Annotated in this window: 17 protein-coding genes; 13 read left to right on the top strand and 4 right to left on the bottom strand. The window is 60.8% G+C overall.

Features of this window, described 5'->3' with window-relative positions:
- Positions 1-4 precede the first annotated feature (4 nt).
- From JW799_RS29505 to JW799_RS03095, 4 genes are read left to right on the top strand one after another with little or no spacing between them, the layout of a single operon-like run.
- Entirely contained in the window at positions 5-1,081 is a 1,077-nt protein-coding gene (locus JW799_RS29505) for a HEAT repeat domain-containing protein (RefSeq protein WP_205428638.1), read from the top strand.
- Complete coding sequence (locus JW799_RS03105) at positions 1,078-2,523, top strand: glycosyltransferase family 2 protein (protein WP_205428637.1); 1,446 nt, start codon at positions 1,078-1,080, stop codon at positions 2,521-2,523. The genes JW799_RS29505 and JW799_RS03105 overlap by 4 nt, the downstream gene beginning before the upstream one ends.
- Positions 2,524-3,333 carry a response regulator transcription factor gene (locus JW799_RS03100; RefSeq protein ID WP_080835970.1) on the top strand — a complete coding sequence of 270 codons (810 nt, stop codon included), beginning with the start codon at positions 2,524-2,526 and terminating at the stop codon, positions 3,331-3,333. It begins immediately after the preceding gene.
- A gap of 40 nt (positions 3,334-3,373) precedes the next feature.
- A complete protein-coding gene (locus JW799_RS03095) occupies positions 3,374-4,735 on the top strand; it encodes a nucleotide sugar dehydrogenase (protein WP_080835972.1) in 1,362 nt (453 codons plus the stop codon).
- 74 nt (positions 4,736-4,809) lie between these two features.
- On the opposite strand, the gene JW799_RS03090 is transcribed toward JW799_RS03095, so the two are convergent.
- Complete coding sequence (locus JW799_RS03090) at positions 4,810-5,730, bottom strand: hypothetical protein (RefSeq protein ID WP_205428636.1); 921 nt, start codon at positions 5,728-5,730, stop codon at positions 4,810-4,812.
- Between the two features lie 38 nt (positions 5,731-5,768).
- Between JW799_RS03090 and JW799_RS03085 the strand changes: the two genes are divergently transcribed.
- The 3 genes from JW799_RS03085 to JW799_RS03075 all read left to right on the top strand — a co-directional run bounded on the left by JW799_RS03085 (position 5,769) and on the right by JW799_RS03075 (position 10,130).
- Positions 5,769-6,698 carry a hypothetical protein gene (locus JW799_RS03085; RefSeq protein ID WP_205428635.1) on the top strand — a complete coding sequence of 310 codons (930 nt, stop codon included), beginning with the start codon at positions 5,769-5,771 and terminating at the stop codon, positions 6,696-6,698.
- A 222-nt stretch (positions 6,699-6,920) separates the two neighbouring features.
- A complete protein-coding gene (msrB, locus tag JW799_RS03080) occupies positions 6,921-7,898 on the top strand; it encodes a peptide-methionine (R)-S-oxide reductase MsrB (RefSeq protein WP_080835978.1) in 978 nt (325 codons plus the stop codon).
- A gap of 36 nt (positions 7,899-7,934) precedes the next feature.
- Complete coding sequence (locus tag JW799_RS03075; RefSeq protein WP_080835980.1) at positions 7,935-10,130, top strand: alpha-galactosidase; 2,196 nt, start codon at positions 7,935-7,937, stop codon at positions 10,128-10,130.
- Positions 10,131-11,000: 870 nt separating this feature from the next.
- Here JW799_RS03075 and JW799_RS03070 read toward each other — a convergent pair.
- Positions 11,001-11,927 (bottom strand): transposase, encoded by a 927-nt coding sequence (locus JW799_RS03070; protein WP_205428634.1) that lies wholly within the window; start codon positions 11,925-11,927, stop codon positions 11,001-11,003.
- Between the two features lie 467 nt (positions 11,928-12,394).
- On the opposite strand from JW799_RS03070, the gene JW799_RS03065 reads away from it, so the two are divergent.
- From JW799_RS03065 to JW799_RS03050, 4 genes are all read left to right on the top strand, one after another.
- Complete coding sequence (locus tag JW799_RS03065; RefSeq protein WP_205428633.1) at positions 12,395-12,637, top strand: cysteine-rich CWC family protein; 243 nt, start codon at positions 12,395-12,397, stop codon at positions 12,635-12,637.
- 119 nt (positions 12,638-12,756) lie between these two features.
- Positions 12,757-13,443, top strand: a complete 687-nt coding sequence (locus JW799_RS03060; RefSeq protein WP_205428632.1) for an MBL fold metallo-hydrolase — start codon at positions 12,757-12,759, stop codon at positions 13,441-13,443.
- A 21-nt stretch (positions 13,444-13,464) separates the two neighbouring features.
- On the top strand, positions 13,465-14,031 hold the full coding sequence (locus JW799_RS03055; protein WP_205428630.1) for a TetR-like C-terminal domain-containing protein: 567 nt from the start codon (positions 13,465-13,467) through the stop codon (positions 14,029-14,031).
- A gap of 100 nt (positions 14,032-14,131) precedes the next feature.
- Positions 14,132-14,992: a VOC family protein gene (locus JW799_RS03050; protein WP_080835988.1), complete on the top strand. Its 861-nt coding sequence runs from the start codon at positions 14,132-14,134 to the stop codon at positions 14,990-14,992.
- Positions 14,993-15,004: 12 nt separating this feature from the next.
- Here the strand turns inward: JW799_RS03050 and map are convergent, their stop codons facing one another.
- Entirely contained in the window at positions 15,005-15,757 is a 753-nt protein-coding gene (gene map / locus JW799_RS03045) for a type I methionyl aminopeptidase (protein WP_080835990.1), read from the bottom strand.
- Positions 15,754-16,359 (bottom strand): TetR/AcrR family transcriptional regulator, encoded by a 606-nt coding sequence (locus JW799_RS03040; RefSeq protein WP_080835993.1) that lies wholly within the window; start codon positions 16,357-16,359, stop codon positions 15,754-15,756. The genes map and JW799_RS03040 overlap by 4 nt, the downstream gene beginning before the upstream one ends.
- A 212-nt stretch (positions 16,360-16,571) precedes the next feature.
- Here JW799_RS03040 and JW799_RS03035 point away from each other — a divergent pair, with 212 nt between their 5' ends.
- Positions 16,572-17,339, top strand: coding sequence for a hydroxypyruvate isomerase family protein (locus JW799_RS03035; protein ID WP_205428628.1), 768 nt, complete (start codon positions 16,572-16,574; stop codon positions 17,337-17,339).
- A gap of 40 nt (positions 17,340-17,379) precedes the next feature.
- Positions 17,380-19,944, top strand: a complete 2,565-nt coding sequence (gene hrpB / locus JW799_RS03030) for an ATP-dependent helicase HrpB (RefSeq protein WP_205428627.1) — start codon at positions 17,380-17,382, stop codon at positions 19,942-19,944.
- Positions 19,945-19,984 lie beyond the last annotated feature (40 nt).

Below are 19,984 nucleotides of genomic sequence, written 5' to 3'. Positions count from 1 at the left end.
AAAAGTGTATTCGAATTTGCAAATGGCCCGTTACTTCATTTTGGCCATGCTGGCGTTGATCGCCATCGGGCTTATTGTCCTGTTCGCGTTGAAATTGTCCGGGAACCGGAAACGGAAGCTCGCGGAACGAACGAACGCCAAATACGACGACTGGTTTACGTACGTGCTCGCCAATCTGGACGGCGCGGACAAGCTTCACGCGCCGCCGACGCCGCCGACGCCCGCGGAAAGCCGTTTCGTCCAGGACCGGCTGCTTCACTGGATCGAGCGGCTCAAAGGCGTGCAGCAAGCGAAGCTGATCGCGCTGTGCGAGGAGATGGGCTTCGCGGAGGCCGAGCTCGCGAGGCTCGGAAGCCCGTTCGAGTGGGTGAAGCTCGACGCCGCGCACCGGCTCGGCTGCATGCGCGCCAGCCGGGCCGTTCCGGGAATGCTTGGGCTGCTCAAGTCCGTCAAAGGGCCGCTGGCGTTCATCGTCGCCCGGGCGATCGCCAAAAGCGCCGGCCAGCTTGGCGAATTGCGCGAAATGGCGCTGACGCTGCTGGCTTACCGGACGGACTCTTACGAGCTGATCGCGGATATTTTGCTGGAATCGGAGCTGGACAGCTCGCGGATCGTCGCCGACTTTTTGCAGAGCGAGGAAGAGGGCAAAACGCTGCTGGCGCTGGCGGCGATGCGAAAACGCCCGCCGGGCGATTTCACGGAGCGGCTGATCGGGCTGACCGGCTCGAGAGAGAAGGAGGTTCGCCTGCAGGCGGCCCGGCTGCTGACGCTGGAAGGAGCCGCCACGCCGGCGGAACGGCTGGAGCGGATGCTCGCCCATCCGGATTGGGAGATCCGGGCGCTCGCGGCCGAAGCGCTGGGCCGGAGCGGCCGGGCCGAAAGCGTCGCTCCGCTGCGCGAAGCGCTTGAAGACGACGAATGGCACGTTCGCTACAACGGCGCCAAAAGTCTCGCCCAATACGGAAAAGAAGGCCTTGCGGAGCTTTACCGGACGGCGAACGCGAAAAACGCCGGCCCTTCGGCCGAAGCCGCGCAGGCCGTCATCCGCGAGCAAATGGCGTTTCCAGGAGGTATGAAATGAGAGAGCTTTTGCTCGGCTACGGCACGGTCGTCATGTACTACGTCATGGCGGTCAGCCTGCTTTATTTTGTCGTGTTGTTTTTGTCGTACAAAGGGGTTTACGGAATGATCAAAGGAGCGGTGTATTCGCGCTTCCGGTCGCTGTCCGGCTCGGAGTACGCGCCGCCCGTCTCGCTGCTCGTTCCCGCGTACAACGAGGAACTGACCATCATCGAGAACGTGAAGTCGCTGCTTACGCTGAGCTACCATACGTACGAGGTCATCGTCGTCAACGACGGCTCGAAGGACAATACGCTGCAGGTGCTGATCGAGGCGTTCCGGCTGCGGCCGAAAACGGACGAGACGGTGCATTACGAGATCGATTGCACGAAAATCAAGACGGTGTACTATAACCCGGATTACCCGAATTTGTACGTCGTGGACAAAAGCAACGGCGGCAAGGCCGATTCGCTGAACGCCGGCATCAACCTGTCGCACTACCCGCTGATCTGCTCGATCGACGCGGATTCCCTGCTGGAGAAGGACGCGCTTATCCGCATGTCGCGGGTCTACATGGAAAACCCGACGGAAACGGTCGCGATCGGAGGCAACGTCCGGATCGCGAACGGCTGCACGATCCGCGACGGCGACATTGCGGACGTGCGCCTGCCGAAAAAAATGTGGCCGATGTTCCAAACGCTCGAATACATGAAGGCGTTTCTCGGCGGGCGGATCGGCTGGAGCCATATTAACGGCCTCATTATCGTATCCGGGGCGTTCGGGATGTTCCGCAAGGACACTGTCGTCAAAGTCGGCGGCTACCGCGACGGCTACCCCGGCGAAGACATGAACATCATTATCAAGCTTCACCGGTACATGCTCGAAAACAAGCTGCCGTACCGCGTCGCCTATTGCCCGGACGCCGTTTGCTGGACCCAGGCTCCGGACTCGTACCGGATTCTGAGCAGCCAGCGCAAGCGCTGGGGCCGCGGCAATTTGAAAAACATGCTGGAAAACCGCGACCTGTTTTTCAATCCGAAGTACAAGGTGTTCGGCCTGCTGACGGTTCCGTACAACGTGCTGTTCGAAACGCTGAACCCGTATTTCAAGCTCACCGGCCTGCTGGCGCTCGTCGGGTACGTCGCGATGGATATGACGCAGTGGCCGATTTTGCTGACGTTCGCGATCATCAACTTTTTGAACGGCTATTTGCTGGCCGTTGGCAGTCTCGTGCTGGAGGAGCTGGCGTTCCGCCGCTACCCGAGCGTGAAGGATACGTTCAAAATGATCGGCTTCGCCGCGCTCATGTTTTTGGGCTACTACCAGATCGGGGTGCTTTGGCGGCTGCAGGGACACATCGAATTTTTGCGCAAAAACAATTCCTGGGGCGTCATGACGAGACAAAGCTGGAATCAGGATTCGGGAACGAAGCCATCGACCGTAATGACAGGAGGAGAGGCATAGATGAGCAGCGCTTCGGTCGCAAGCAAGCTGAATGACAGAATGTATCAAGCGGTGTTGGAAAAATATTGGTTCGACAAGCAGGCGAAGCCGGTCCAATGCGGCATTTTGCTCGTCCGCAGCATGGGGGCGTTCGACGATATGCTGCATGCCGTGCGTTCGCTCCTGGAGACCGAGCGTCGGATGCCGGTCGAAGCGCTGGCCGATCCGGCGGAACGTCGGGCCGCTTTCCTGCTGTTCGATTCTCCCTGGAGCGAAACGCATTATATGGCGCTCCTGGTCAAGGGGCTGCTGGCGAAAATCGCGGCGGGCGACTACGTCGTCATGCTTGCCGGCGTGGGCGAGCGGGCGGAACGGAATCCGCAATGGTTCGACGAAGTCGTCGAACGGTTCGAGCAGCTGCCCGCCGGCGAGGAAATCGCGCTGTTTCACGAGCGGAAGGCGGCGAGCGGTTCGCAGTCGGTGCTGCTCGTCGACGGCGACGAGGAGGAGAGCGGCTATTTGCAGCTGCGCCTCCGCATGAAGGGCTATCGCGTGCTGGCCGCGCGCGACGGGAAGCGCGGACTCGAGCTGTTCCGCAGGGAAAAGCCCGACGTCGTCGTGACGGATCTCAACCTGTCCGGCATCGACGGCTACCATCTGCTGACCCGCATCAAGGGAGAAGATCCGGAGGCGGCCGGCAAAATCGTCGTTTTCACCGACAACCGGGCGGAGGAAACGAAGCGGAAATGTTTTGCCCTCGGCGTCGCGGATTACGTGACCAAGCCGTTTTCCCCGGTCGAGCTGGAAGCCCGGATCGAACGGTTGTTATAAAACGTTTGCCCATTATTGCCCAATAAGGAGGAATTCAATTATGAACGCCAATTATTCGCGTCTTTACCGGGCGATCGAAACGAAGCAGGCCAAGCTGGGCGTCATCGGGCTTGGCTATGTCGGCTTGCCGCTGGCCGTCGAAATGGTTCGCCAGGGCTTCACCGTGCACGGCATCGACGTGGACGAAAATCGGGTCGTCCGGCTTCAGCGCGGCGAGTCCTACGTCAAGGACGTGTCCGACGACAAACTGTGCGAATCGCTGGCCTCCGGCAAGTTTCGGCCGACGACGGACTACTCCGTGCTGGCGGATCTGGACGCGGTATCGATATGCGTGCCGACGCCGCTCAGCGCCAACCAGGACCCGGACACTTCGTATATTGTCTATGTCGTCGACCGGATCAAGCAGCATATGCGAAAAGGGCTTCTCATTATTTTGGAAAGCACGACCTATCCGGGAACGACCGAAGAATTGATCGAGACCGAGCTGCGCCGGCTCGGGCTTCAGGTCGGGCGAGACTATTTCCTGTGCTTTTCTCCCGAGCGGGTCGATCCGTCCAACGAAAAGTTCGCTACTTACAATACGCCCAAAGTGCTCGGCGGCACGACGCCCGCCTGCTCGCAGCTCGGCGTCCTGCTTTACGAAAATATCGTGCAAACCGTCGTCCCCGTCTCCTCGCCCAAAGTGGCGGAGATGTCCAAGCTGCTCGAAAACACGTTCCGCAGCGTCAACATCGCGTTCATTAATGAGATGGCGATGATGTGCGAGCGGATGTCGATCGACATTTGGGAAGTGATCAAGGCGGCGAGCACGAAGCCGTTCGGCTTCATGCCGTTTTACCCGGGCCCGGGCATCGGCGGACACTGCATTCCGCTCGATCCGATGTATTTGTCGTGGAAAGCGAAGGGCTACCGTTTCTACAGCAGCTTTATCGAGCTGGCCCAATCGGTCAACACGAACATGCCTTATTACGTGATGAACAAGACGGCGAACATATTGAACCGCGACGCCAAGTCGCTGCGAAACTCGAAAATATTGATTCTCGGCATGGCGTACAAGCCGAACGTGGACGATTTGCGCGAATCGCCCGGGCTGGAGCTGTACGAGCTGTTCCGCAAGGGCGGCGCCCTCGTCGAGTATTACGATCCGTTCGCGACGTCGTTCAAGGACCAGGAGGGCGAAACCGTCCGTTCGGTCGCCTATCATCTCGATAAATTCCGCGCTTACGATTGCTTCGTGCTCGTGACCGATCACGACGCCTTCGCTTACGGCGAACTGGCCGCGCTCGGCGTGCCGATCGTCGATACGCGCAATGCGCTGAAAGAGTTCGACCTGCCTCATATTCATCGCTTGGGCGCTCCCGTGGAGCAGCAGCTTCCGGTCGTTCAGCCGTCCGCGGGCTGAGCCGGGAGGGATGCGGCATAAGCGCAAACGGCAAAAAAACGCCGGCCCTTTCGACAAAGGGGCCGGCGTTTTTTTCAACTTTCGATTCGCATCCAATTGGCGAGATCGTGCACGGCGATGCCGCCGAAGGCCGGGGAGTCTCCGTATTCCCGTCGGATGCGGTCGGCGACGCCGCGGAAGCTGTCGGGACCCTCCTCGTAAAACGTCAGGAGGTTGTCGCTGTCCTTCGCGACGTTGAGGCCGATCCACAAGGTGCGGCCGGTTTCGGCGGCGTGGTCCATTTCGCCCCGGACGAGCGAGAGGACGCCGTTGTTTCCTTCGGCTTCGTCCCTGTAGGACATGAGCGCGACCGAATCGACGGAGGACATCATCCATTGGTCCAGCGTAACGGAATCGCCGTTGCCGGCCTTGGCGGGAATGCGGTCGAGCCAGAACGGCAGGTCCACGCCGGTCTCGAGGCCGCGGAGCCGGGCGAAGGAGACGAATTCCTCCATCATTTCGATCCAGCGGCTTGCGACGAGCGCTTCGTCCGCTTCCCACTCGTCCAGCAAATAGGGCTCGACGTCCAGATGGATGCCGGCGAATTTTTCCGCCTCCTCCGCCGTTTCATTGTATTCGGCGACGCGGGCGAGAAAATCGCTCATCCCGCCGCGCTTGCCGGGCAGTACCCAATCGCGTTCCCCGCCGAGCGCGTGGACCTCGATTCCGGCTTCGGCGGCTTTTCGGATGAAGGAACGGAACATTTCGTTCGTTTCGCCTGCGCCCATATCGTCGGTCGTATGCACGTACGCGTATCGGACGTCGCGTTCCCGCATGAAAGAGACGATGCCGTCCGCGCTGCCGCCGTTTTCGTCGAGCAGCGATTTCAAATCCCAGACCCAGGTTGCGGAATTGCGGTTTATATTTTCCGTGGACGGGCCGCACCACTTCACCAAGCCGGCAATCAACAGCAAGGCTGCCGCCGCAGCGGCAATGGCAATGCGTTTTTTTCTCATGGCGGTCATTTTAACATTACGCGAAGGGATGATCAAATTTGCGAAACTTCATGGGACGAGCGTCTTTTCTGCTGGCCGTCGCGGCGATGATCGGATTCGGGTGGCAGCTGCCGCAAGCGCAAGCCGCCGAAACGGCGCAAGCGGATCAAGCGGATCAAGATGGCCAAGCCCAAGCAACTCAACCCGCGATCAAGGCGACCTGGCTGTGGGATACGCCGCAAATTCGCGAATCCGGCGCCGAGATACTCGACTTTTTGGAACGGAAAGGCATTAACGTCGTCTACCTGCAAATCAACCGCGACGTGAAGCCGGCGGAGTACGGGGCGTTCATTCGCGAAGCGGGGGCGCGGGGGATCGCGGTCGAGGCGCTCGACGGACGAGCCTCCTGGGGGCTCCTGAGCGGGCGCGCGGGAATCGACGCGTTTCTGGGCTGGGTCGAGACGTACCAGGCCGCAGCCGCCCCGGAGGAGCGCTTTTCCGGCCTTCATGTCGACATCGAGCCTTATGCCATGGCTTCCTGGAACATGGAAGACGAGACGCTGATCGCGCAATGGCAAAAAAACGTCTCCTATTTGGCCCGACGCGCCGGCGAGATCGGCTTGCCGCTTGCGGCCGACCTGCCGTTCTGGCTGCATCAGTACCGTTCCGCGACCAGCGACGAGTCGCTCAGCTTCTGGATGATCCGCAAGCTGGACGCGGTGACGATTCTGGCCTACCGGAACTCGGCCGAGTCCATTGCCGCCATGGCGGCGAAGGAGCTGTCCGAGGCGGCCGATCTCGGCGTCCCCGCGACCGTCGCGGTGGAAACGAAGGGGATCGACGAAGGCGCGGCGGTAACCTTTTCCGGAAAAAGCGCGGCTTTCATGGACGAGCAGCTGGCGAAAGCGAGCGCGTTGATCGACAAAAAGCATAACGCCTTTGCGGGGATCGCCATCCATGATTATCACAGCTGGATCAAGCTGAACTGATCAGTGGTTGTTGCCGGAACTGTTGCCTTTTTTGTCGGACGTTTTCGTTTGGGTGTTTTTGGCGCCGTGCCCTTGCTGCTTGGACAACGTTCTTCCTCCTTTTCGGCCGATTGCCGCTAGTGTTCCCGATCGTTCCCGTTTCATGAATTTGCGGCCGGACTCTGTTAAAATAGAGGCAGGAACAAAAACATTCAGGCATAAACATTACGGGGAGGTTCGACGATGAGCGATACGAGTCGTCAAGATAACGCTTATGAGCTGGCAACGTTCGCGGGAGGCTGCTTCTGGTGCATGGTGACTCCGTTCGAGGAGCTGCCCGGAATCATTCGGGTCGTGTCGGGTTACACGGGAGGCCACGTTCCCGATCCGACGTATGAAGAGGTCTGCTCCGAGACGACCGGCCACGCCGAAGCGGTCCAAATCACGTTCGATCCGGAGCTGATGCCGTACGGGAAGCTGCTCGGCCTGTTCTGGCGCCAAATCGATCCGACCGACGAGGGCGGACAATTTCATGATCGGGGGTCGTCGTACCGCACTGCCATTTTTTATCACAGCGAGGAGCAGCGTCGGGAAGCCGAGCGATCCAAAAAGGAGCTTGCGGCGAGCGGACGCTTCGGCAGGCCGATCGTCACGGAAATCGTGCCTGCGCAGCCGTTTTATCCCGCCGAGGAATACCATCAGGACTACCATAAGAAAAATCCGCTCCGTTACCGGATGTACCGCAAAGGGTCCGGCCGGGACGCTTTTATCGCCGCCCATTGGAATACGCCGGAAGACAAGCGGCGGCTGAAGGAGAGGCTTACCGATCTGCAGTACGAAGTTACGCAAAACAACGCGACGGAGCCTCCTTTCCGCAACGAATTTTGGGATAATCACCGGGAAGGCATTTACGTGGATATCGTGTCGGGAGAACCGCTGTTCAGTTCGACGGACAAATACGACTCCGGCTGCGGCTGGCCGAGCTTCACGAAGCCTTTGGAACCGCAGAACGTCCGGGAAAAAGAAGACTACAGCCATTTCATGATCCGCACGGAGGTGCGCAGTACGGACGCCGACTCCCATTTGGGCCATGTCTTTCCGGACGGTCCCCAACCGACGGGGCTTCGATACTGCATCAACTCGGCCGCGCTGCGCTTCGTTCCGAAGGAAGAAATGGAAGGGGCAGGGTACGGAAAATATTTGAAGCTGTTCGACAACTAAGCTTTCCAAAGCGAATTAGCAGAGGGTGTGAACAATTTGCCGATCGAGTTTGAAGCGTCGACCCGTACCTTTCATTTGCAATCGGGAAATATCAGCTATGCGCTGCGAATCGTAAAAGACGGCTATCTCGCCCACGTTTACTGGGGCCGCAAAGTCAAAGCCCCGGCGTTCGGGGACCCGATTCCGTCGACGTCAAGGCCTTCCTTCCAGCCCAACCCGTTTCCGGAGGATGAAACCTTTTCGCTGGACACGCTGCCTCAGGAGTATCCGGGGTACGGCACGAGCGATTTTCGCGCTCCGGCTTACCAAGTGCGCCTCGCCGACGGCACGACGATCAGCGAGTTCAAATACGCCGGGCACCGGATTATGGCGGGCAAGCCGGCGCTGGAGGGGCTTCCTTCGGTATACGCCGAAAGCGAGGGCGAAGCCGAAACGCTGGAAATCGAGCTCGCGGACGCCGCAGCCGGGCTGCGGCTGATCGCAAGCTACACCGCGTTCCGCGACCACGACGCGATCGCGCGATCCGTTCGCATCGTGAACGAAAGCGGACGGCCGGTACGCGTCCTGCGGCTGCTGAGCGCAAACGTCGATTTCTCGCATGCCCGGTTCGACGGGCTGCATTTGTCGGGAACCTGGACGCGCGAGCGGCATATCGAGCGGCGAGGGCTCGCGCCGGGGATGCTGTCGATCGAGAGCCGCAGGGGCGCAAGCGGCCACCAGCATAACCCGTTTCTGGCCGTCGTTTCTCCGGATACGACCGAGGACCAGGGCGACGCGTACGGCTTCAACCTGGTATACAGCGGCAACTTTACGGCGTATGCCGAGGTCGATCAGTTTGCGACGACCCGGGTTGCGATCGGGCTGAACCCGTTCGACTTCGAATGGCTGCTGGAAGCCGGGGAGTCGCTTCAATCGCCCGAGGCCGTGCTCGTTTATTCGCCCGAAGGCCTGGGCGGCATGTCCCGGACGTTCCACAGGCTGTATCGCACCCGATTGTGCCGCGGCGCTTTCCGGGACAAAGAGCGTCCGATCCTGATCAACAACTGGGAGGCCACGTATTTCGACTTCGATGCCGAAAAGCTGATGCGGATCGTTCGGGCGGCCAAACCATTGGGCATCGAGCTGTTCGTGCTGGACGACGGCTGGTTCGGCCGCCGCAACGACGACAAGCGCTCGCTCGGAGACTGGTTCGTCAACAAGGAGAAGCTGCCGGGCGGGCTCGAGGGGTTGGCCGCTCAGGTCAACGATCAAGGGCTTCAATTCGGCCTGTGGGTCGAGCCGGAGATGATTTCTCCGGACAGCGACTTGTACCGCGCGCACCCGGACTGGTGCCTGCACGTGCCGGATCGGCGGCGGACCACGGGGCGCAACCAGCTGGTGCTCGACTTCTCCCGCCGGGAAGTGCGGGACGCCATCTACGAGCAATTGGAAAACGTGTTTTCGAGCGCGCCGATCGCTTACGTCAAATGGGACATGAACCGCAATATGACGGAAATCGGCTCCGCCGCCCTGCCGCCCGAGCGGCAGCGGGAAACGGCCCACCGGTACATGCTTGGCTTATACGAACTGCTGGAGCGGATCACGAAGGCGTTCCCCCACATCCTGTTCGAAAGCTGCGCCGGGGGAGGCGGACGTTTCGACCCGGGTATGCTGTACTACATGCCGCAAACGTGGACGAGCGACGACACCGACGCGATCGAACGGCTGAAAATCCAATTCGGCACGAGTCTCGTCTATCCGGTCAGCGCGATGGGGAGTCACGTGTCGGCCGTCCCGAATCATCAGGTGCACCGCTTCACGTCGATCGAAATCAGGGGACACGTCGCCATGTCCGGCAATTTCGGCTACGAGTTGGACCTGTCCAAGCTGGAGGAAGACGAGAAAACCGCCATCCGAGCCCAGGTCGAGGAATACAAAGAAATCCGCGGCCTGGTTCAGCAGGGCGATTTTTACCGGTTGCTGAGCCCGTTCGAAGGCAACGAAACCGCCTGGCAGTTCGTATCCCAGGACAAGTCCGAGGCCTACGCCGTATACGTCCGGACGCTCGCGGTGCCGAACGGTCCGCTGAGCCGGCTTCGCTTCAAAGGCCTCGACCCCGACAAAAGCTACTCGCTTCTCGGAACGGATCGCGTTTACGGCGGCGACGAGCTGATGTACGCCGGCCTGCCGGTACCGAATATGCGCGGCGATTTCCGCAGCGTGACGTTCCGGTTGAAAGAGGCGCGGGCTTAACCCGTTGGCAGCGGCATCCTCTTCGATTCAAATATTGTTCGGCATAAACTTTTCGGCTTTCCGGATCTCTCGATTCGGGAGGCCGTTTTCTTTGGGGACGGCGGGTTGGGGGAGACTATCCATTTATTTTTCCCTTACGACGATATCCCGTTCGCTCAGAAGCTCGCCAAAACGAATTACCGTAAAAGATTGGCTAGTCACAAAATCATCGGGACAAATTGCCGCAAAAAATTCGCTAGTCACAATCATCCCGCCAAGGACCAACTATTACAAGAATTCGCTAGTCGCGAAATTCCCGCCAGGACACATTGCCGAAAAAAACCGCTAGTTACGAAATCCCGTTCGCTCAGGAAATGAAACTGCGTTATTATTGTGCCTGAGGCAATCCCCACGGTAAGCAGAAACCCGATAATCGCAAAAGAAACGGAACAACCGTAGACGGTAATTAGCTGTAATATGGAATCGGAATAGCTTTTTGAAATTGGGTGTGAAACCGTTAAGGGCAACGGCAGCATGAGACCGTAATGGCTTATAAAAGATGATAATCCATGGCATGGAACTGAAAGGTCAATCGGCAGCGTGGAACCGTAGTGGCTTATAAAAGATAATCCACGGTATGAAAGCGGAATGGTTTATAGAAGATAATCGATAGCGTGGAATCGCAGTGGCTTGGCAGCAATTGGTGGCGTAAAACCGTAGCGGCATATAAAAGACATTCGGCGGCATGAAACCGGAACGGACATAAACGGTAATCGGCACCAGCATGAACATCGAACGTCGCATGGATGGAATCAAATCAGAATAAATCATTAGGAAGCTGACCCGTAAATAGGCCGAATCGTGGGCAAGAATCGTCAAATAGAGTTTCATTCAATTCAACTCAACTTGCAGATGGGAAGTAGGCGGGAGGAATAGCGGCAAGCGAGCGAACGTGCTTGCTCTTGCCGGGCGTCCCGTCAAAGCCGGATAGGTGATGGTGGATCGCGTTGCGCAGTCGATTAACAGCTCGATGAAAATCATCCCCGCTTGCCGGTTCCACAAATAGCAAAAATGCTCCAGATACGCCTGCAGATGCTTGCTGCCGATGCCGCGAAATAAGTCCGCCAGCCAGTTTTCGGCGGTTTTGAAAATCCGCTTCAGCTTTCCGGAACGATAGCGCATGAGGCGCCAACGAAGATCGACATCGGCCTCCTCGTCTACCCATTCCTCCTCGAACCGATCCCGATCGGATATTTCGGGCGCCCGGCTGCGGGGCGTTTTGGGCTGCTTTTTGATTTTGATCCGGGACATCTCCTCGCAGAGGCCCACGCTGGCGCCGACGATCACGGGCTGTTCCTGCTTGTGCCCTTCTGCGGAGGCGCGGAATTTTTCGCTGTATATCGCGTTGATCATGCAGACGGTGCCGGTGAGCAGCTGTCCGTCCTCCGCTTGCCGCATGGCATGACGAATTTTGTGGCACATGAGCCAGCTTGTTTTATAGGTAACGCCGATCCGTTCGGACAATTGCACGGCATTGATATCGTCGGGCTGGGCATGCAGAAAAAGAGCCTGAAACCAGAGCCGAAGCGGCGTGCGGCTGCCCTCCATAATCGTGCCGACCGTAAGCGATGTTTGCTTGCCGCAAGCGCGGCAGTCGTATAAAGGAAGCCGGCGGGTGGAAGTGACGGAAGCGTGAGGATGCGCGCAGCGAGGACAGCGGAAGCCATGGGGCCATTTTGCCTGAAACAAGATCCGGATACAGTGGCTTTCATCGCGAACCAACTCGCAAAACTCCTCAAAGGACATCAGCTCGATCACGGCGCATTCCTCCGATCGAAAGGGAACGTTTGTTCTGCTTTATTATACCAAACATTTGTTCCTTTGTGAATGCTGAAATTCCAAATAAAAGGGAGAAAAATCTCGTATGTTAGGCGCAGAGGGGGGACTTCGCCGGCTGAGTCAACTGGCTGAGTTAGCCGGAGTCAACTGGCCGAGTCAACTGGCCGGGTCAACTGGCCGAGTCGACTGGCGGAGTTAACTGGCTGAGTCAACGGGATATCGTCGTATAAGGGAGAAAATCGGAGTAGATCGGCCGAGGGGGAGAGTTTTTCCGAAACGAGCGAAAGCGCGGGATTTGTCGAGCAAAACGGACTCAAGCCTCGAAAAAAGTCGGCTCCTCTGAGCGATAGGGATAGCGCGGGCGAAATTCCGCCGAACGAAGGCGGCGACCGCGATTCTCCCTTTGCTCTTCGCCTGGATTTGCTATAATAGACGGGCGAACGGAAATGGTTCCGTATATTTTCGGGGGAGGGAAGCCGGTCTTGATAAATCCAGCCGAATGTCCGCTTTGCGGGCAGCCGAACCGATGCGCCGTCCATGCCGGAAAACCGATCGAAGACTGCTGGTGCAAAAAGGTTTCGATACCGAAAGCGCTTCGCGACCGCATCCCTCCGGAAAAGCGGGCAAAAGCATGCATTTGCCAAGCTTGCGTCGAACAATATCAAGCTCAAGCCCGGCCCGACACATGAGGAATGCCGGAAGGCGAGACTCGAAACAGCGATTTGCGGTTGCCAAAACTAATGTAATTAGTTTATAATGAAAACAACAACAAAACTAATGAAGTTAGTTTTAGCGGGGGGCGATTTCGATGAGAGTGATTCGCGAGGATACGATTTGGCAGTTGACGTTTATGCCTCGTTTTTTTCCGGTGAACGTTTATCTGGTCGAGGAGGATGACGGGCTTACGCTGATCGATGCGGGTATGCCTTTCAGCGTCAAGGGCATTCTGAAAACGGCCGAGCGAATCGGCAAGCCGATCGCGCGGATCGTGCTTACCCATGCCCACGACGACCATGTCGGCGCGCTCGATGCGCTGAAAGCCGCGCTTCCGGATGTTCCGGTCTGCATTTCGGAGCGGGATGCGAGACTGCTCGCCGGCGACGTGTCGCTGGACGAGGGCGAACCGCAAACCCCGATTCGCGGAGGCGTCCCGAAAAAGGTGCGGACGCGTCCGAATGTGCTGCTGCGGGACGGGGACCGCGTCGGGTCGCTGCTCGCCGTCGCCGCGCCGGGACATACGCCGGGTTCGATGGCGTTTCTGGACACGCGCAACCGCGCGCTCGTCGCGGGCGACGCGTTGCAGACGCGCGGCGGCCTGGCTGTTTCCGGCCAGTTGAAGGCGGGCTTTCCGTTTCCGGCGTTCGCCACCTGGAACAAGGAAACTGCGCTGGCCAGCGCGCGAAAGCTGACCGGGCTTCGGCCGGCATTGCTTGCCGTCGGGCACGGCCGAATGCTGAAGCATCCGCAGCAGGCGATGGAGCGGATCGTTACTTGAAACAAAGTTTCGGAGGTCATAATGATGCCAAGAATCGGACTTGATTTGCCTACTTTGGTTCGCGCCGCGGCCGAACTTGCCGACGCGCAAGGGCTTGAGGCGGTGACGCTCGCTTCCGTCGCCCAAAAGCTGCAAATCCGCTCTCCTTCTCTATACAACCACGTGAACGGGCTGGCCGATTTGCGGCGTCAGCTGGCGCTAAAGGGGATCGAATTGCTGACCGGGGAGATCGACGCCTCGGCTTCCGGCACTGCGGGCGACGAGCGGATTCGCGCCATAGCGGAAAGTTATGTTTCCTTTGCCCGCTTGCACCCGGGACTGTACGAAGCGCTGCAACGCGCTCCGGAGCCGGGCGACGAGGAGCTGGCGCGAGCGGGCGGCGACTTGGTCGGTCGATTCGTCGAGGCGATGAAGGATTACGATATCGAAGCGGATGAAGCCCTTCATGCCGTAAGAGTCGTCCGCAGCATGCTGCACGGCTTCGTGACGCTCGAACGCCAGGGCGCCTTCGGGTTGCCGCTCGAACTGGACGTTACGTTTCGGCTGCTGGTGGACACTTTTTTAAAAGGAATTCGTTCGCCTCGTTGACCTTCATGCTTGAATACGGTATGATACTTACGAAAAGTAATCTACTTATCGTAAGATCCGCTATCGACTCGGAGTGCGGATCGACAGGAGGATGTTCGAAATGGCGAACCGCATTCATCCGGAAACGGAAATCGGCAACGTGCATTTGAGAGTAAGCCATCTGCAGCGGTCGATTCAATATTACGAGGAAGTCATCGGATTCAAGCTGTTGAAACGGGAGGGCAGCGTCGCGCAACTGACGGCGGAAGGGGGCACGGAGCCGCTTCTGATCATCGAAGAGCTTTCGGGCGCCGTCGCGACCGAACGGAGAAGAACGGCCGGCCTGTACCATTTCGCCATTCTTGTCCCGACGCGGAAAGCGCTCGGCTTGTCGGTGCGCAATCTGGCCAGGCGGAACGTTCCGATCGGCCAGGGCGATCATTTCGTCAGCGAGGCGATTTATTTGAACGATCCGGACGGCAACGGCATCGAAATTTACGCGGACCGTCCGCGGGAAACATGGAACTACACGGCGAGCGGTGAAGTGGCGATGGGAACCGAAGCGGTCGACATTCGCGGCTTGCTCGCTCTAGCGGGGGACGACGAATGGGCGGGTCTTCCCGCCGGAACCAAGATCGGGCACATCCACCTGCATGTCAGCCATTTGTCCGAGGCGCGCGAATTTTATTGCGACGTGCTCGGCTTCGGCCTGATGGCGAATTACGGTGGCTCCGCGCTGTTCGTTTCGGCCGGCGGCTATCACCATCATATCGGCCTGAACGTTTGGGCGGGAGTCGGCGCCCCTCCGGCGCCGGATAATGCGCCGGGCCTTGACTTCTACACGATCGCTTTCGCTTCGCGGGAAGCGCTGGAGCCGACGCTCGCGAGCATCCGCGAAGCCGGGATCGCGGTCGCCGAGCAGGACGGCGGCTGGCTGGTGGAGGATCCTTCCCGCAACCGTCTGCTGCTCGTCGTCAAGTAACGAAAGGCAAGGTCAAATGCCCTGATCCGTCAAAATAAGGGGGCCGTCCTTGGTGATCGCGATCGTGTGTTCGAATTGCGCCGACAGCTTGCCGTCGGCCGTCCGGCACGTCCAGCCGTCGGGATCGATCGTCATCCGCCACGTTCCGGCGTTGACCATCGGTTCGATCGTGAACACCATGCCTTCTTTGAAGCGGAAGCCTTTGCCCGGCGTGCCGACGTGAATGAAGCTCGGCTCCTCGTGCAGCTCTTGACCGACCCCGTGGGCGGCCAAGTCGCGAACCAACGAAAAGCCTTGCGCTTCCGCGTGCTTCTGCAGCGCGTTCATCGCGTCGCCGATCCGGTTGCCGACGACCGCTTGGGAGATGCCGATGTCGAGGCATTCCTTCGTCACACGCATCAATTTTTGCGCTTCCGGCGACAGCTCGCCGACGCCGTAGCACCACGCCGAATCGCCGACCCAGCCGTCGAGCTGGGCAACGATGTCGATTTTGACGAGATCGCCGTTTTTGAGCGGCGTCTTGTTCGGGAATCCGTGCGCGATCACGTCGTTGACCGACGCGCACGTGGCGTACTTGTAGCCCTTGTACCCTTTCGTGTAGGCTCGCGCCCCGGCGCGGGTCAGCTTGTCGTCGACGAGCTCCTCGATGTCCCAGGTCGAAACGCCCGGCCGGATCATTCTCGCGATTTCCTTATGGCATTCCGCCACGAGCGCACCGACCGCCTTCAGCTTTTCGATCTCCTGGGCGGATTTTAACGTAATCATAATTGTTTCTCCTTCCGTTTAAGTCCTTCATATAAAAGCTCGATCCAATCCGGCTCGCCGATTCGCGAGCGATCGTGGTACAGCCACAGATTGGCGCAGCCGACAAGCGCTCCCAGCCAGACGTTGGCGGACCGTTCGGCTTCCTTCGGCCCCGACTCTTCGAGCAGCGCCCGCTCGATCGGCTCGAACAATCCGGTCTGAAACGCTTTGCCGAGCGAGGCCGCATCCTCGGGAGGAAGCTGGTGGAATTTTTCGGAAGCCATCCGGTACAAAATCAGACAAGCCGGATCGGCGCTCCACAGCCGCGCCAAACGCTTGCCCAGATCGTTCAGCCGCTGTCGGGGAGGCGCTTCCGTCCGCATGGATTCCGCCGTCAGCGCCGCCGCGCGCTCCAGGGCCTGGTCGAGCATGTCGCGAACGAGCCGATGCTTGTTGGAGTAGTAGTGATAGGCGGTTCCATACCCGACGCCGGCCTTGAACGCCACGTCCCGCATCTCGAACGCCATTCCTTTTTCCAAATACACTTCCGCCGCGGCGGCGATCATCTGCTTGACGCGGGCCGACCGGATTTCCTCGTTTTGCTCTTTCGTGCGGGGAGACATGCTCGGGACCTCCATTGCCGTTTTTTGACCTACTGATATGTCAATATAAAATTATCCTTTTGCCCGCCTTCTGTCAAGGACCGTTCGCCCATTTCGGGAAAAGGACGGGTTACGCCGGCCGGCCCGGCGGTGTACAATGAACGTGCACGGAGGCCGCGATCGAATAGGGTTCGCCGGCGGCCGCCTTTTTAAACGTCGGGGGTGCTTTTTTCATGAAATTGTCGGTATGTATCGACGCGGTGTTCCGCGGAACGGACAGCGCGGAGGCGATGAGGCAAACGCGCGAAGCGGGAATCGGCGCGGTCGAATTTTGGTCGTGGTGGGACAAGGATCTGGACGCCATCCGGAAAGCGAAAGATGAGCACGGGCTGGAGGTGGCGGCGTTTTGCACGAAATTCGTCACGCTTCTCGATCCGGAAGCCCGCGGCGATTATATCCGGGGACTCAAGGAATCGATCGAGGCGGCCGGCCGGCTCGGCTGCAAACGCTTGATTACCCAGACGGGAGCGGACCGCCCGGGCGTCGAGCGGGCCGTTCAAACTCAGCATATGATCGACGGGCTGCGGGAGTGCGCGCCTTTGCTGGAGGCATCCGACATCACCCTGCTTGTCGAGCCGCTCAACACGGCGGTCGATCACCCCGGTTATTTTTTGTCCTCGTCCGAGGAAACGTTCGCGCTGCTGCGGGAGGTCGGCAGCCCGAACGTTAAAGCGCTTTACGATATTTATCACCAGCAGATCACGGAAGGCGACCTGATCCGGAGGATGACCGCCAATCTCCCGCTGATCGGGCATCTTCACGCGGCCGGGCACCCGGGCCGCCATGAGCTGCACATCGGGGAAATCAACTACCCGTACGTCTTCAAGGCGTTGCGGGAAGCGGGTTACGGCGGTTACGTCGGCCTCGAATATTTCGGCGTCGGAGAGCCGGCAGCGGGGCTGGCCCAAGCGGCCGAATTTATCGGCGAAAGGCAAACATGATAAGCTGAAGAGAGAAACGGATTGCGGGGAGGAAGCGGGAATGTCATCGATGCCGATCGACCGGTCGATCCCGGACTTGGCGGAGGCGCTGCGAACCGAGCGGATGGCGGTGCTGGCGGCGGCTCCGGGCGCGGGCAAAACGACGCGCGTGCCGATCGCGCTGCTGCGGGAAGAGTGGCTGCAGGGAAGGAAAATCGTGCTGCTGGAGCCGCGGAGGCTCGCGGCCCGCAGCGCCGCGCGTTTTATGGCGGCCTCGCTGGGCGAGACGGTCGGCGAAACGGTAGGCTACCGCGTGCGCATGGACACGCGGATCGGGCCGCGCACCCGGATCGAGGTGGTAACGGAAGGCGTGCTGACGCGGATGCTGCAGGCCGATCCGGCGCTGGAGGAGGTCGGAATCGTCATTTTCGACGAATTCCACGAACGGAGCTTGCAAGCCGATCTGGGGCTCGCGCTGTGCCTGCAGTCGCGCGAGCTGTTCCGGGACGACTTGCGGCTGCTCGTCATGTCCGCGACGCTGGCGACGGAGCCGGTCGCGGAGCTGCTGGGCGGGGCGCCGGTCATCGAGTGCCCCGGCCGCATGCATCCCGTCGAGACGCGGTACGCGGCGCGGCGGGCGGAGGGGCCGATCGAGGACGCCGTCGCGGCGGCCGTCCTCGAGGCGCTAGCCCTCTATCCCGAGGGCGACGCGCTCGTGTTTTTGCCCGGCGCCGGGGAAATCCGGCGCGCGGAGGCGCGGCTGCGGCCGGCGCTCGCGGGCCGGCCGGTGGACGTGGCGCCGCTGCACGGCAGTTTGCCGCAGGAGGCGCAGGACCGGGCCGTCGCGCCGAGTCCGGAGGGACGGCGCAAGGTCGTGCTGTCCACGTCGGTGGCGGAATCGAGCCTGACCGTGCCGGGGGTTCGCATCGTCGTCGACAGCGGACTCATGCGGGTGCCGCGGTTTTCGCCGCGCACCGGCATGTCCCGCCTGGAGACGATCCGGGTGTCGCGGGCGTCCGCGGACCAGCGGCGAGGGCGCGCGGGACGCGTCGCCCCCGGCGCGTGCTGGCGGCTGTGGACGGAGGAGGAGGACCGGCAGCTCGCGCCGGCCGGCGCGCCGGAAATTCGCGAAACCGACCTGGCGGCGCTCGCGCTCGATCTGGCGGTTTGGGGCGTCGCCGATCCGCTCGAGCTGGCCTGGCTCGACCCGCCGCCGGCAGCGGCTTACGCGCAAGCGGTCGAGCTGCTGCGCTCGCTCGGCGCCTTGACGGCGGACGGCGCGCTGACGCCGCACGGCCGCCGCATGGCTGCGCTCGGCGCGCATCCGCGGCTCGCGCACATGCTGCTCATGGCCGAAGTGCTCGGCCATACCGTGCTCGCGAGCGAGCTGGCGGCGCTGCTCGGCGACCGCGATCCGCTGCGGGGCGAAGCCGGCCGCAGCCCGGACATCGGCTTGCGCGTCGAAGCGCTGCGGGGCGGGGCCGCCGCGGCGGCCGTCGACGAGCGCGCGCGCGAACGGCTGCTTGCCGAGGCGAGGGAGCTTCGCCGCTCGCTCGCCGCGCCGGCTTTGCCCGCCCCGCATGAGGCGGGCGCGAACCGCCCGTCCGCGAGCGGTGCGAACGCTCCGGCGGGACCGGCACCGGCGACCGGCGGCCGGTCCGTCTCCGCGATCGGCGTTCTGCTCGGCTTCGCCTATCCCGACCGGATCGGCCGCCGGCGCGGTCCCGGGCGCTATACGCTAAGCGGCGGCAGGGGGGCGGTCATGTCCGAAAACGCGCCGCTCGCCCAAGCGGAATTCGTCGTCGTCGCGGAGCTCGACGACCAGGGCCAGGAGGGGCGCATCCAGCTCGCCGCGGCTTTGGAGGAAGCGGAGCTGGAGCGGCATTTCGCCGGCTGGATTCAGGAAACCGAATCGGTCGCATGGGATGCCGGCGCCCAGGCGGTGCGCGCCAGAAGCGTTCGCAAGCTGGGGGCGATCACGTTGGCGGAGCGTCCGCTTTCCCGGCCGGATCCGGAAGCGGTGACGGCGGCTTTGCTGGAGGGCGTCCGAACGGAAGGGCTGCGCCTGCTGCCTTGGACCCGCTCCGCGAGGCAGCTTCAGGAACGGGTTCGGTTCCTGCGGCGCCATGACGAAACCTGGCCGGACTGGTCGGACGAGGCGCTTGCCGCTTCCGCTCCGGAATGGCTCGCCCCGCACGTCCACGGCATGAAAAGCCGGGCCGACCTGCAGCGGCTGCAGCTGGCGAGCGCGCTGGAAGCGTCGCTTGACTGGGAACGGCGCCGCAAGCTGGACGAAGCCGCTCCGACGCACGTCGTCGTTCCGAGCGGATCGCGCCTGCCGATCGACTATTCGGATCCGGAAGCTCCGGCGCTCGCGGTCCGGCTTCAGGAGATGTTCGGCCAGCCGGAGACGCCGCGCATCGCCGGAGGGCGGGTGCCGCTGACGCTGCACCTGCTGTCCCCCGCCCAGCGTCCGGTCCAGGTGACGAAAGATTTGGCGAGCTTTTGGCGGACCGGGTATTTCGAAGTGCGAAAAGATTTGAAAGGACGCTATCCGAAGCACTTTTGGCCCGACAATCCGTTGGAAGCCCCGGCCACGCGCAGGGTCAGGCCGGTTACGCCATAGCGGGAAACGATCCGGGGAAAATCGGCAACGAGAAAGCAGA

The organism is Cohnella algarum (assembly GCF_016937515.1).
Taxonomy (GTDB): domain Bacteria; phylum Bacillota; class Bacilli; order Paenibacillales; family Paenibacillaceae; genus Cohnella; species Cohnella algarum.
This window is presented reverse-complemented; position numbering and strand designations above follow the sequence as displayed.